The organism is Sinomonas sp. R1AF57 (genome assembly GCF_002224485.1).
Classification (GTDB): Bacteria; Actinomycetota; Actinomycetes; order Actinomycetales; family Micrococcaceae; genus Sinomonas; species Sinomonas flava.
Genome location: NZ_CP022463.1, coordinates 2,172,915 through 2,186,889, shown reverse-complemented (window position 1 = coordinate 2,186,889; position 13,975 = coordinate 2,172,915). Strand labels below are relative to the sequence as shown.

Sequence of the window (13,975 nt, the reverse complement as noted above, 5' to 3'; positions counted from 1 at the left end):
TGCCGGGGTAGAGGTAGAGGCCTCCGGAGGCGGTGTCGCGGGCGAGGATGTCGTTCTTGCCGTCGCCGTTGAAGTCGCCGATGCCGAGGATGGCGTTCATGACGCCCCAGCCGGAGCCGACCTGGGTGCGGGTGCCGAAGCCTCCGGTGCCGGTGCCGGGGTAGAGCCAGAGGGCGCCGTTGGCGTCGCGGGCGAGGACGTCGCTCTTGCCGTCGCCGTTGAAGTCCCCGGTGCTGGTGATGGCGTTCATGGTGTCCCAGCCCCAGCCGACCTGGGTGCGGGTGCCGAGGGTGCCGGTGCCGGTGCCGGGGTAGAGCCAGAGGGCGCCGGTGGTGTCGCGGATGAGGAGGTCGCTCTTGCCGTCGCCGGTGAAGTCTCCGGGGGCGGTGATGAGGTTGGCGGTGCCCAGGCCGGTGGCGAGCTGGGTGCGTGCCTTCCAGCCGCCGGTGCCGTTGCCGGGGTAGAGCCAGAGGGTGCCGTTGGTGTCGCGGGCGACGAGGTCGCTGATCCCGTCGCCATCGAGGTCGCGGGTGGCGGTGGTCAGGGACAGGCCGGTCCAGGTTCCGGAGCTGATGCGGGTGAGCCAGCCGCCTGTGCCGTTGCCTGGGTAGATGTAGCCGTTGGCGCTGGAGTCGATCGCCACGACGTCGTTCTTGCCGTCCTTGGTGTAGTCCTTCCACGGAACCACCGCGGGCGTCACCGTGTAGGTCTCGGTCACGACACCCGAGGCATTGCCCGCAGCGTCGACGCCGAAGAACTTCAGCGTCATCGCAGCCGTGAGCGTGAGCTGCGCGCTGTACTTCGTGCTCGACGTGGTCGGGGTGCTGCCGTCGGTGGTGTAGTAGATCGTCGTGTTCGTCTCATTGGAGTTCAGCGAGATCTTCGTCCCCGAGGCGTACTGGCCGCCGGCAGGGGAGGCGCTGACCACGGGCGCCGTGGTGTCGGGGACCTGGTACGCGAAGCTGGCCGGGGCCGATGTGTTGCCGTAGGCGTCCACCGCGATCGCCTTGATGGTCAGCGGACCATTGAGGGTGATCGGGCCCGTGTACTTCGTGCTCGACGTGGTGGGCGTTGAGCCGTCGACCGTGTAGTAGATCGACCCCGCCTCGGAGCTGTTCAGGGTGATCTGCTGGCCCGAGGGATACGTGCCGGGCGCCGGAGACGCGGTCACCGTCGGCGCCGTGTTGTCGAGCACGTAGGCGACGCTCTGTACGGCCGACGCATTCTTCGAGCTGTCGACGCCGAAGAACTTCAGGGTCATGGTCGCCATCGGGATGGGCCCGGAGTACTGCGCGCTCGAGGTGGTGGGAGTGCTGTTGTCGGTCGTGTAGTAGATCGTCGCCGGCTCGTTGGCCGAGAGTGTGATCGACTGCGAGGGCCCGTACGTCCCCGCCGCCGGGCTCGCCGTGACGGTAGGCGGCGTGGTGTCGACGATGTTCACCGTGACGGTCACGCCGGTGGTCGTCGAGTTGCCCGCCTTGTCGATGGCCTGCACCTCGAACCGGTGCTGTCCCGCCGTGACGTTGGTGAACGTCTTCGGCGAGGTGCAGGCTGTGAAGGCCTGGGTGTCCATGCGGCACAGGAACCGGTCGACATCCGTCGAGGTCGAGGAGAAGACCACGTCCACGTTCTGGGAGACCGTGACCGTGGAGCCATCCGTCGGTGAGGTGATGGAGAGCTGCGGTGCGGTCAGGTCCACCTGCACGACCACGGAGGCAGCGGTGCTGCGGTTCGTGGCCTTGTCCACGGCCTTCACGTAGAGGGTGTGCTGGCCCTCAGTCGTGAAGGAGAGCTGGCTGCCCGGTGTGCACGGAGTGAAGCTCGCGTCAGCGGTCGTGTCGATCGCGCACACGAAGGTCGCGCCGGTCTCGGCCGTGGCGGAGAAGGTCGGGCTTCCATTCACCGGCGTCGTCGACGTCGGGCTCGTGATGGTCGGCGCCGCCGGCGCCTGGGTGTCCACCGTGAAGTCGCGGCTCGCGGCGCTGCCGCCGCCGGTCGCGCTGACCTGGAAGGTGTACGCGCCGTCGGCCAGTGGAGTGGACGGCGTGTAGGTGCCGGAGGTGCAGTCGGTCCAGACGGGGTTCGAGCTCCCCGAAGGGGTGATCGCACACTGCATCGAGGCCGCCGGCGTGGCGGAAACGGTGAAGGTCGGCGTCGAGTCGTTCGTGAAGGCCGGGTCTGGTGCCGCCTGCCCATTGGCCAGCGTCGGGCCGCCGGTGATGCTCACGACCCCGCCGGAGAGGCGGTACATGACGCCCTTGCCCGACGGCGGGGGCGAGGACAGCAGCCCGGCGTCGTCCATGACGAGCACCTTGCCGCCGAGCACGCCGAGGCCCGTCACCTTCGAGTAGCCCAGTGCCCACTGGGTGTCGACGGTGCTGTTCGCGAGGCTGACCTTGATGACCGAGTCCTTGCCGGCGTCGGCGGAGGTGGTGCCGATCGAGGTCCCTGCGTAGAGGGTGTTCGAGGAGCTGTCGAACATGAGCGCGCCAGCCTTCGGCACGCTGAACGCTGCGGTCGGGGTGATGTTCGCGAGGGTCTCGTCGGGGGGCGCCGTGAAGCGCGTGATCCCGCTGGCCTCGGCGACGTAGACGATGTTCCGCCCCCCCGAGAGTCCGGCCGCTGCGATGCCGGTGACCGCGCCGGAGGCTGAGGCGATGCTCTCGAGGCTCGGGTGCTGGATCTCGGGGTAGGTCAGGCGCGCGATCACCCGCGTGCGCTCGAAGCTGAGGTAGATGTTCTTGTCGGCGCCGAGGCTCGCGGCGTTCGGGCGCAGGTCGCCGTCGAAGATCTGCAGGGTGTTCGCATAGTCGAATTTCTGCGTCGACGGGTTCCACTTCGCCCGGATGACCTGCGAGCCGCCCGGCGTCTGGTCCGGGATGAAGACGAGCTCGTCGCCGCTGCCCGGCTGCCCGTCCGGATCGAAGAAGGCAGGTGCGCCGGGGACCAGAGGGCCCGGGCCGGCCTTGTCGAGGGTGCCGCCGAGACACGTGGGCGCCGTCGTGTCGGTGGAGGTGAGGGGATGGTCGATCCTGCCGGGTGTCGTTCCGGTGGGCTCCTGGATCCTGCAGAAACCGGCCTTGCGGTCGGCCACCCATACGCGGCCGACGGGGTCGATGATCGTGCCGGCGGCCTGTGTCAGGCCGGTGACGAACGTCTGTTTCGGCTGGTCCGCGCTTGCCGGGACTGCCGTGGCGACTCCCACGGCCATGGTGGCGGCGAGCGTCAGAGCGACGATGCCAGCGCTGGACTTCCTGAGCGTGCCCGGTCTCATCGCATTGCCGACGAGCCGTGAGAAGCCGACGAGCACGAGTGTCCCCCGTTTCATCCGGATGCTCCCCAGCCCCGCATGCCCCATATTGGACCCTCTGGGCCCATAGGGACCATCTTGCACCCTCGCAGCGCTCTGCGCACAGGGCCTGAAGACCCGACGTGGCCGCAGGTTCCGATCTGTGCCTATTCCGAGCCCATGGCTGCCTTGACCCCCGAACGGCGGAGTCGAGACGATATGGACAGGGACCGCTGGCTGGAACGGGGCCGCCGCGACGTCCGCCTCGGAAGGGGGAACATGCCACCTGCCACGCCTGCCGTCCCTCGCCACCGCGCCTCCAGGGGCCACATCCTTGCGGCGGCGCCGCTCTTGGCCGTGATCGCCTTGGTTCTCGGAGGCTGCAGCTCCGGCTCGGCTCCCGGCGGCGCGGCGAGCACGACGTCGTCCGCGAGCCCCTCGCCGTCGTCTTCCGCCAGCGCCACGCGCCCTTCCTCGGCCAGGGGCACTACGCTCGCAGCAGAGGACCTGCGCTTCCTCATCACCTGCAGCCACGTGGACAACGCGCCCGATATCTCGCGGTACAGCCTCGAAGAGGTCTGGGCCAGCACCAACTACGTCCGCATCAAGGAATGCACCGTGGCCTATCAGGGGAGCCGGCCGTACGAACCCCAAGGCGACGAGACTGCCGTGGTGGACACCGCCCTGCACGGGCAGGCGACGGGGGACGCCGCGCTCGACGCGGTTCTCGAAGCCATGCGCCTCTGCACGCGCATCCCGGACGAAACAGGACCCGAGGGCTTTGCCGCGGCCAGCAGGGACATGCTGCGCGCCGCAGCCACCCTCTGCCCCGATGCCCCCCAAGGGAAGATCATCCACGCGTGGGCGTCAGGCGAACGCTTCGGCGACGGGGCGCACACCGTCGGACCCGAAATCGCTGCCGGCGACTACGCTGCGGTGAATCCCGCCGAGTCGTGCCGCTGGGCCGTGACCTCAGGCGCCGGGGCGCAGGTGGCCTCCGGCGGTGCTGCCGAGGCGTCCACGGTGACTCTGGACCGGGGCAGCAGCTTCAGTAGTGACAATTGCGGGATCTGGAGGAAGATGTAAGGGCGGGGCCGCCCGGCCCACGCGGCCGTTGTATGCGTTGCTGGGGAGCATCCGAACATCGGGGGCGTTCGTGGAGATCCCTAGGCGTCGTGCTATCCAGCTGTTTGCGATCGGAGTCGGAGTAGGGGTTGCCGCTGTGGCGGCGGTCGGGGCGCAGGCCGCGCCGGCCGTGCCGACGGCCCGCAAGACGCCCACGAATACCGCGAAGGAGAAGCCGGAACGGCCCACGCGGTACCTGTTCGCCGCGACGCTCTACGACGGCACCAGCCTCCCGGAGCTGACGAGCCTGGAAGAGCTGTGGTCCAACAGCCGCTACCTGCAGGTGGCCTCCTGCAAGGCCAAGTACGTCGGCCCCCGGCCCCAGGCCCTCACCGCGGAGGAGAACGCGGCCGTGGACGCCGCCATCGCCGCCGGGGCCAAGGGCAGCCGCGAGCAGATCTGCCTGGACATCGTCACCGCGGCGACCCGACTGGACCAGCGCACGGTCGAGGCCGGGATCCGCAGAGTCGGCTCCCCGGTCGTCCAGGGCGTGCTCGTCCTGGCCCCTCAGGCTCCGCAGGCCGCCATCATGAAGCGCTGGATCGACGCCGGCGCCCCCGCGTAGCCCGGGCAGCTGGTCTCCCGCGGCTGGCTGCACGCGAGAAGGGCCGACGGTCCAGAAGGCCGCCGGCCCTTCTTCCTGCCGGAGTGTCAGCCGAGCATGGCGGTGAGGGCGTTGATGAGGGTGGATTCGACGCCGTTGGTGCCGGCGCGGAAGTGGGCGATGTGGCCGTAGACGGTCATGGAGCCGCCGGCGATGCCGGGGGCGTCGGTGTCCCAGCCGCCTTCGTAGCTGCCGGCGGTCATGTACGGGGAGAAGTACTCGTTGGTCGGGATGTAGCAGCAGGACTCGTTGGCGTAGCCGCCGATCCAGATCCCGGCCGATCCGCCGTACTTGGACCGGAAGTAGACGGCGTAGCCGCTGACCATCTCCCCGCCGACGAAGGCCATCCGCAGCGGGGTGCCGCCGCCGATGGTCCAGACCTGGAAGGGGGAGGGGACGCTGGTGGCGACATTGCCGGAGTCGATCCTGGCCATCATCATCTGCGCGTGGCGCACGTAGTAGGCCGGGAAGCCGCTCGGGTTGGGCAGGCGTCCCGCATAGGCATTGCGGAGCGCGGCCAGATTCCCGGCCGAGGTGTCGATGTCCAGAGGCAGGCTGACTTCCTGGTACTGGGTGTTGATCGGGCCGGTGAGGGCGCGGCCGGCGCTCTGGGCGGCGTTGAGGACGGCGGAGCCCAGCGAGTCGCCCCATTGGTCGCGCAGGGTCCAGCTCGGGGATCCTGAGGGATTCTGGTCTCCGGCGGGTCCGATGAGGAAGAGCGCGAAGGCGTCGGAGCGGTTCTCAATGTAGTTGCAGGCCCCGGCGGGGTAGTCGCCGTCGAAGAGGGAGCGGTCGCCCGCGGCGACGGGGTGCGAGCCGTAGCCGAAGATGATCGCCTCGGGTGTGCCGTTGGGGCGCCGGCAGACCAGTACGGGCACATCGGTCTCGACGTACTTCAGGCCCACGCGGTTCACCGACCAGGTCTGCTGGATGACCTGGTAGTCCAGGGTCACGTTGGTCTGCCCGGCGTTGAGCGCGTCCTGCGCGGCCTCGACGATCCGGTCCTCGAGCCAGGACGAGTAGTCGCGGATCTGGTCCATTTCGCTGATGCCGTAGCTGGAGAAGGGCTGCAGCGTGTCGACGAGCGTGGGCCCGTTGTGCGTGTGGGTGGCCTGCAGCAGGATGTCGGACGTCGACCACGAGGCCAGAGCCAGCAGTCGGGTGCGGATGCGCTGGTGCATGGAGCGGGGGATCGCGAGGACGTCGACGCTCAGGATCATCTGGGGGCTGCCGTTCTCACGGATCACCACCGCACGGGCCCACAGCGGCTCGAAAGGCGTGCTGCTCGTCGCGAGGCGTCCGCCGTCCGCAGTGCCGTAGCCGGCCATGTAGGGGTTGGAACTCAGCGTGGGCGTGATGTTGACAGCCGCCGTCGCCACAGTGAACGCCATGAGCGCTCTCCTCGGGTCACTGCTGCCAGCGAAGGAAGAGCCGCCCCATTGGCTCCGGAGCCCCCCGTCGGCACCACTGTGTCTGAGACCTCCTTCATTAGAACACGCCGACGGTGAATTGTGGCCCTCTGAAACGAAGAGTGGGGCGCCGCGTGCCCGCGGCGCCCCACTCAGGGCAGGTGTGCGGCGTCGTTCCGCCGCACACTGCTATTTCGCTGCTGGTGCGAAGAGGTTGGCGCCGTTCCACCCGGTGCCGACGACCGCCGTCGTGCCCCACGCGCCACCCGCAGTGATGGGGTAGTAGCGCAGGGCGCCGTCGGTGGTGCGGGCGAAGAGCCCCTTCGTGCCAGCGCCGGTGAAGCCCGAGCTGCCCACGACGGCGTCGAAGATCTGCCAGCCGGTCCCGACGGTGCGGCGGGTCTCGTTGATGAAGGCACCGGTGCCGTCTGAGCGGTAGAGGCGCACCTCACCAGCCGTGGTGCGGGCGAGGATGTCCGAGTTGCCGTCGCCGTCGAAGTCGATCTGTGTCAGCGACAGGCCCTGCCAGCCCCAGCCGATGGTGACCGGCGCAGCAAGCGATTTCCCGCCGACGTTGGCAATGTACTGGAGGGTGCCATCGGGCGCCTTGGCGACGATGGAGGGCAGCGCGTCGGTTGCCTTCCAGCGGCCCACGGTGAGCGTCCACCCATCCCAGCCGGTGCCGATGACCGTGGCCGCGCTGAATGTGCCGTCGGCCTGCCCGAAGTAGACCATAATCCGGCCGTCCGGCCACAGTCCGACGAGGTCCTGGAAGCCGTCGCCGTTCCAGTCGGCGACGAACCCTTGCGTGACGCTCGACCAGCCGGACCCGACCGCGACGGGAGCCGCGAGCGTTCCGTTGCCCGGGGCAGGGTACCGATTGAGCACTCCCGTGCCCGTGGCGCCGAGAAGGTCCGAAGGCCGGATCACGGTGGGGGGCGTGGGATCAAGCGGCGCTCCTCCGAGCGTCGCATTCTGCCAGCCCGAGCCGATCTTCGACGGTGCTCCCCACGACCCATTCGACGCCGGGTAGTAGTAGATGTCCCCGACGGTATCCTTCGCGACGAGGCCAAGGCTGCTTGCACCCACGAATCCCCACGAGGACGCGACGGACGCCATGCGATTCCATCCGCTGCCAATGGCCTGTCCCTGTCCGGTTGTGAAGCCGCCCTGGCCATTGCCTGCGTACAGGTACATCGTGCCGTCAGATGCGCGCGAGAGCAGGTCCTGCGCGCCGTCGCCATCGAAGTCGATCATGGAGATCTTCTGGGTGCCGAATCCCGACCCCACCTGCTGGCCGCCGCCGAGGTACCCTCCGGAGGTGTTCGAGTAGTAGAACAGTCGTCCCTGGGCATCCTTGGCGAGGATTGACGGATAACCGTCCCTCGCATTCCACCACCCTACGGTGACGGAGATGTCCTGCCATCCGGTGCCGACTGTGGTGGGGGAGCCGAATCCGCCACCCGCGGCCCCCGGGTACATCCGGAGAGTGCCATCGCCCCATTGCCCGAGGAGGTCGAAGACCCCGTCCTGGTTCCAGTCGACGACGTAGACCGCCTTGGCGCCGCTCCAGCCCGAGCCGATGCGGCGCGCGGTCTGGATGAGGCCTCCCTGCCCGTCGGCGGGATAGTCCACGAGGTTCCCGGAGGAGTCGATCATGACGAGATCCCCGGCCGTCGCAATGGAGGCGTTGGCCGCCGCGGTGTCGCCCCGGGCGAACAGCTTCAGGGCGTTGAAGCTGCCGTTCCACTGGTTCGAGTCGCCGGCGAAGGGGCCCTGGCTGTTGTACTGCCAGATCGAGTAGAACGACCAGCTGGCGGGGAGGGTCCCGGGGCCCACGTTGTTGTACGCGGCAATGTGGAGGGGGTTGTCGGAGAAGGCGGCACTGTTGCCGGTGCATCTGCTCCACCAGTCCGTGGTGGTGTAGATCGCGGGTACCCGGCCCACGAGGGATTTGAGGGTCGCGGAGAAGTCCTGAATCCACGCCACCATCTGCGCCGCGCTCATGTTGTAGCAGACGTTGCCGAGGGAGCTGTACGGGTTGTACTCGATGTCCAGAAGCGGGGGCATCGTGATGCCGTCCGGCGACCAGCCTCCGCCATTCCTGACGAAGTAGTTCGCCTGAGTCGCGCCGCTCGAGACGCTGGGGAGCGCGAAGTGGTACGCGCCGCGCACCATGCCGGCATCGGCGCTGCCGAGGTACTGGGAGCTGAACGCGTCGCTCACGTAGGTGGTGCCTTCGGTCGCCTTGACATAGGCGAAGCGGGCGCCGAGATTCCACTGCTGCTGCCAGTCGACGTCTTGGCCCCCGGAGGCTGAGGACTGCCAGGCACTGACATCCATGCCCTGGACCCCGGGAGGCGTCCAGGTATTGTTCGCCATCTGCACCGTGGCGCCCGCCTGGCCGCCTGTCTGGAGAGGGATGACGCTCGTCGACTGCGGCGTGACAGCAGTCGGGTCGCCAGACACGCGGGGTGCGGGATCCGGAAGGGCGGACGGGTTGAGCGCGGTCGCCGCGGTCTGCGGAACCGAGGTGGTGGGCGACTTCCCCGCATTGATGCGCTTGAGGCCCTGGCCCATGGCGGACCCGGCGCGCCCCATCTGGGTGGCGAGCTGGGCCATGGTCTTGTCGTCCGGCGGTGCCGGCTGAGCCGTGTCCCCGCTCCCGACCTTGGTGGACGACGGCGCCGGGCTGGGCGCCGTCGCCGGTGCGGCGGGGCGGCCGGACGGGGATGGGGCGGGGGCCTGTGGCTGGGATGCGGCCGATCGGCTCGTGTCGAGGGCCACGGGCGCAACGGCGCTGGCCGGTGCGGCCGCAGCTTGCGCGAGTGGGCCTGGGTTCTCGAGCGCGCTGGTGGATGCGCCCGTGCCTCCGTGGAGGGTTGCGGCGGGCACGGCCACAGCAGCGGCCACGGTGACGACGGCGACTGCCGCGCCCTTCGCGAGCCGGGTGATGTGTCGGTGCTTCTGATGCCGGTGGGCTGCTCTGCTCATGCTGGACCGTCCAAGGGCTACGGCCGCTGATCCCCCCACTCAATACGGCCTTGCGGACTGCCCCCGTCAATCTGGCACGTCCCGAGCCAACGGGGGCAGCAATGGCACCGTCACGATAACACTGTTGTTTCAGGTGTGACTAATGGGTCCAAAGATACTGACGAGATTAGTGTTCTTCGTTGAGCAGTCCGAGAAGATAGCGTCCGTAGCCGCTTTTGACGAGGGGCTGTGCGGCTTTCCGGAGGGATTCGTCGTCGAGGAAGCCTTGGCGCCAGGCGATTTCCTCGGGCGCGCCGATCTTGAGTCCTTGGCGGTTTTCGACCGTGCGGATGAAGTTGGAGGCGTCGTTGAGGTCGCTGAAGGTGCCGGTGTCCAGCCACGCGGTGCCGCGGGGGAGGACTTCGACGTGGAGCCTGCCGGCGTCGAGGTAGGTGCGGTTGATGTCGGTGATCTCGAGCTCGCCGCGGGCGGAGGGCTTGAGGTCCTTGGCGATGGCGACGACGTCGTTGTCGTAGAAGTACAGGCCGGGGATGGCGTAGTTGCTCTTGGGCTGGGCGGGCTTCTCCTCGATGGAGACCGCGCGCCCGGCGTCGTCGAATTCGACGACGCCGTAGGCGCTGGGGTCCTTGACCCAGTAGCCGAAGACGGAGGCGCCGTCGATGTCGTGGTGGCGGCGCAGCTGGGTGCCCAGCCCGGGGCCGTAGAAGATGTTGTCCCCGAGGACCAGGGCGACGGTGTCGGTGCCGATGTGCTCGGCGCCGAGGATGAAGGCCTGGGCCAGGCCGTCGGGGGAGGGCTGGACGACGTAGCTGATGGAGATCCCGAAGTGGGACCCGTCGCCCAGGAGCCGTTGGAAGAACGGGGCGTCCATGGGGGTGGTGATGACCAGGATGTCCCTGATGCCCGCCAGCAGCAGGGTGGAGAGCGGGTAGTAGACCATGGGCTTGTCGTAGACGGGCACGAGCTGCTTGCTCACGCCCAGGGTGATGGGGTGGAGTCGCGACCCGGTGCCCCCTGCCAGGATGATTCCCTTCATGGAAATCATCATTCCGGTTACACGTTCGGTTCCCAACAGTTAGATTCAGCCTTATGGAACTGCTCGTGACGGGCGGCGCAGGCTTCATCGGCGCCAATTTCGTCCACTACGTGCTGCGGCATACGGGGCATCATGTGACCGTCGTGGACAAGTTGACATATGCGGGGAATCTGGCGTCGTTGGAGGGGCTGGAGGCGGAGCGGTTCCGGTTCGTGCGGGGGGACATTGCGGACGCCGCACTGGTGGATTCCCTGGTGGCGGGGGCGGATGCGGTGGTGCATTACGCGGCGGAGAGCCACAACGACAATTCGCTGCGGGACCCGCGCCCGTTCCTGGAGACGAACATCATCGGCACCTACACGCTGATCGAGGCCGCGCGCCGGCACGGGACGCGGTTCCACCACATCTCCACCGACGAGGTGTACGGGGACCTGGAGCTGGACGACCCGGCACGGTTCACCGAGTCCACCCCGTACAACCCCTCGAGCCCGTACTCGGCGACGAAGGCCGGTTCGGACCTGCTGGTGCGGGCGTGGGTGCGCTCGTTCGGGCTCGCGGCGACGATCAGCAACTGCTCGAACAACTACGGCCCGTACCAGCATGTGGAGAAGTTCATCCCGCGCCAGATCACCAACGTGATCGACGGTGTCCGGCCGAGGGTGTACGGGAAGGGCAGGAACGTGCGGGACTGGATCCACGCCGAGGACCACTCCTCGGCGGTGCTGGCCATCCTCGAGCGCGGCAGGATCGGGCAGACGTACCTGATCGGCGCGGACGGGGAGCGGGACAACAGGACGGTGGTGGAGCTGGTCCTGGAGCTGATGGGCCAGGCGCCGGACGCGTACGACCTGGTCGCCGACCGGGCCGGGCACGACCTGCGCTACGCGATCGACTCCACGAAGCTGCGCACCGAGCTCGGCTGGGAACCGGCCTACCGGGACTTCGCGGCGGGCCTGGGCGCCACGATCCGGTGGTACCGGGAGAACGAGGCCTGGTGGCGCCCGCAGAAGGCCGCCACCGAGGCCCGGTACGCGGAGCTGGGGCAGTGAGCGCGCCGGGGCGGGGCGGGGAGGGCTTCGTGTTCTCCAGGCCGCTGGCCGTGCACGCGACGGCCATCCCGGGGCTGCTGCTGCTGGACCTGCCCGTGCACGGGGACAGCCGGGGCTGGTTCAAGGAGAACTGGCAGCGTCAGAAGATGACCGGCCTGGGGCTGCCGGACTTCGCCCCGGTGCAGAACAACGTCTCCTTCAACGCGACCGCCGGCACGACCCGGGGCATCCACGCGGAGCCGTGGGACAAGTACGTCTCGGTCGCCACGGGCCGGATCTTCGGCGCGTGGGTGGACCTGCGCGAGGGCCCCACGTTCGGGGCGGTTGCCACGGCCGAGCTGGACCCGTCCAGGGCGGTGTTCGTCCCGCGCGGGGTGGGCAACGCGTTCCAGACCCTCCAGGACGGCACGGCCTACACCTATCTGGTCAACGACCACTGGTCCGCCGAGGCCCAGGGGGAGTACACGTTCCTGAACCTGGCCGACGAGACCGTGGCCATCCCGTGGCCGATCCCGCTCGAGCACGCGGAGCTGTCGGAGAAGGACCGCGCCCACCCCCGCCTGGCCCAGGTCGCCCCGATGCGGCCGAAGACGGTCCTCGTGCTCGGCGCCGGAGGCCAGCTGGGCAGGGCCCTGCGGGAGGCGTACGACGGCGCCCCTCCCGGGGCGGTGGAGTTCGCCGCGCGCTCCGAGTTCGACCTCGCCGACCCGGACTCGTTCGCCTCGCGGGACTGGTCGCAGTACGGGGCGGTCGTCAACGCCGCCGCCTACACCGCCGTCGATGCGGCCGAGACCCCCGAGGGGCGCCGGGAGGCGTGGGCGGTCAACGCCGGCGCGGTGGCGAAGCTGGCCCGGGTCGCGGCCGAGCACCGCATCACCCTGGTCAACGTCTCCAGCGACTACGTCTTCGACGGCACCTTGCGTGTCCACCACGAGGACGAGCCGTTCTCCCCGCTGGGGGTGTACGGGCAGTCCAAGGCCGCCGGGGACGCCGCCGTGGCCGCCGTCCCGCGGCACTACACCGTGCGCACCTCGTGGGTGATCGGGGACGGGAACAACTTCGTGCGCACCATGGCCCGCCTCGCATCCCAGGGAGTGAGCCCGGCCGTCGTCGATGACCAGATGGGCCGACCCACCTTCACCGAGGACCTCGCCGCCGGGATCCGGCACCTGCTCGAGACCGGCGCTCCGTACGGGACCTACAACCTCAGCTGCTCGGGGGAGACCGCGAGCTGGGCCGACGTCGCCGCGGAAGTGTTCGCCGTCGTCGGACGCCACCCCGGGGACATCCAGCGCACCACGACCGCCGCCTACTTCGCCGACAGGCCCCACACCGCCCCACGGCCGCTGAACTCCACCCTGGACCTGCACAGGATCGAATCCACCGGTTTCACCCCCCACCGCTGGGAAGACCGACTCCGCACCTATCCGATCGGGCCTTGAGCGCGAGGACGTCACCGAGCGTCTTCCGTTTCGGTTCGTCCCGTAAGCTACGCCCATGCCTCAGACTTCACGTATCACCAAGGCCGTCATTCCTGCTGCAGGCCTCGGCACCCGCTTCCTCCCGGCGACGAAGGCGATGCCGAAGGAGATGCTGCCCGTCGTCGACGAGCCCGCCATCCAGTACGTCGTCGCGGAGGCGGCCAAGGCCGGGCTCGACAACGTCCTCATGATCACGGGCCGCAGCAAGCGGGCGCTCGAGGACCACTTCGACCGCGTCCCGACGCTTGAGGCCGTGCTCGAGGCCAAGGGCGACACCAGGCGCCTCGCAGCTGTCCAGGAGTCGAACACGCTCGGTGACATCCACTACGTGCGTCAGGGTGATCCAAAGGGCTTGGGCCATGCCGTCCTATGCGCCAAGCGGCATGTGGGTGACGAGCCCTTCGCCGTCCTGCTCGGCGACGACCTCATCGACTCCCGCGATGAGCTGCTCGGCGAGATGATCCGGGTCCAGCAGGCCACCGGCGGATCGGTGATCGCCCTCATGGAGGTCGACCCGGAGCAGATCTCGTCCTACGGGTGCGCGGACGTCGAATCAGTGGACGGCGAGGACTATGTCCGCGTCAACAGGCTCGTGGAGAAGCCCGCCGTCGAGGAGGCGCCGTCGAACCTCGCGGTGATCGGCCGTTACGTGCTGCACCCGGCCGTGTTCGACGTACTCGAGCAGACGCAGCCCGGTCGCGGCGGCGAGATACAGCTCACCGATGCGCTCGAGGTCCTTGCCGCCGACGAGGGCGAAGGCGGCGGCGTCCACGCAGTGGTGTTCCGGGGGCGCCGCTACGACACGGGGGACAAGCTCTCCTACCTCAAGGCGGTGGTGACCCTCGCCGTCGAGCGCGAGGATCTCGCCGGGCTGCGGCCGTGGCTCAAGGACTTCGCAGCGGCGCTGTAGGCGCGTCAGCGGTTCAATCGGGGAGTTTTCCACAGGTAGGCGTCTTGTTCAGCGGGTGTTTGCAAAAGCAGTTAGTGT

9 protein-coding genes are annotated in these 13,975 nt (G+C 68.8%); 5 read left to right on the top strand and 4 right to left on the bottom strand.

Features of this window, described 5'->3' with window-relative positions; genetic code table 11:
• A partial coding sequence (locus tag CGQ25_RS18635; protein WP_208709325.1) for a chitobiase/beta-hexosaminidase C-terminal domain-containing protein occupies nt 1-3,328 on the bottom strand: 3,328 nt, incomplete at its 3' end.
• Between the two features lie 240 nt (nt 3,329-3,568).
• Between CGQ25_RS18635 and CGQ25_RS10045 the strand changes: the two genes are divergently transcribed.
• Together CGQ25_RS10045 and CGQ25_RS10040 are read left to right on the top strand one after the other, a co-directional pair.
• Nucleotides 3,569-4,375 carry a hypothetical protein gene (locus CGQ25_RS10045; RefSeq protein ID WP_208709322.1) on the top strand — a complete coding sequence of 269 codons (807 nt, stop codon included), beginning with the start codon at nt 3,569-3,571 and terminating at the stop codon, nt 4,373-4,375.
• A gap of 136 nt (nt 4,376-4,511) precedes the next feature.
• Nucleotides 4,512-4,979 (top strand): hypothetical protein, encoded by a 468-nt coding sequence (locus CGQ25_RS10040; protein WP_208709321.1) that lies wholly within the window; start codon nt 4,512-4,514, stop codon nt 4,977-4,979.
• Between the two features lie 86 nt (nt 4,980-5,065).
• On the opposite strand, the gene CGQ25_RS10035 is transcribed toward CGQ25_RS10040, so the two are convergent.
• The 3 genes from CGQ25_RS10035 to rfbA form a co-directional block, all read right to left on the bottom strand.
• Entirely contained in the window at nt 5,066-6,409 is a 1,344-nt protein-coding gene (locus CGQ25_RS10035) for a hypothetical protein (RefSeq protein WP_208709319.1), read from the bottom strand.
• Between the two features lie 207 nt (nt 6,410-6,616).
• Complete coding sequence (locus CGQ25_RS10030) at nt 6,617-9,421, bottom strand: GH25 family lysozyme (protein WP_255405237.1); 2,805 nt, start codon at nt 9,419-9,421, stop codon at nt 6,617-6,619.
• Nucleotides 9,422-9,587: 166 nt separating this feature from the next.
• The gene (rfbA, locus tag CGQ25_RS10025) at nt 9,588-10,457 is read right to left on the bottom strand and encodes a glucose-1-phosphate thymidylyltransferase RfbA (RefSeq protein WP_208709317.1); all 870 of its coding nucleotides are present in this window, start codon (nt 10,455-10,457) and stop codon (nt 9,588-9,590) included.
• A gap of 53 nt (nt 10,458-10,510) precedes the next feature.
• On the opposite strand from rfbA, the gene rfbB reads away from it, so the two are divergent.
• From rfbB to galU, 3 genes are read left to right on the top strand one after another with little or no spacing between them, the layout of a single operon-like run.
• On the top strand, nt 10,511-11,506 hold the full coding sequence (gene rfbB, locus CGQ25_RS10020; protein WP_208709315.1) for a dTDP-glucose 4,6-dehydratase: 996 nt from the start codon (nt 10,511-10,513) through the stop codon (nt 11,504-11,506).
• A gap of 29 nt (nt 11,507-11,535) precedes the next feature.
• On the top strand, nt 11,536-12,948 hold the full coding sequence (locus CGQ25_RS10015; RefSeq protein ID WP_208709313.1) for a bifunctional dTDP-4-dehydrorhamnose 3,5-epimerase family protein/NAD(P)-dependent oxidoreductase: 1,413 nt from the start codon (nt 11,536-11,538) through the stop codon (nt 12,946-12,948).
• A gap of 55 nt (nt 12,949-13,003) precedes the next feature.
• A complete protein-coding gene (gene galU, locus CGQ25_RS10010; protein WP_208709311.1) occupies nt 13,004-13,897 on the top strand; it encodes a UTP--glucose-1-phosphate uridylyltransferase GalU in 894 nt (297 codons plus the stop codon).
• Nucleotides 13,898-13,975 lie beyond the last annotated feature (78 nt).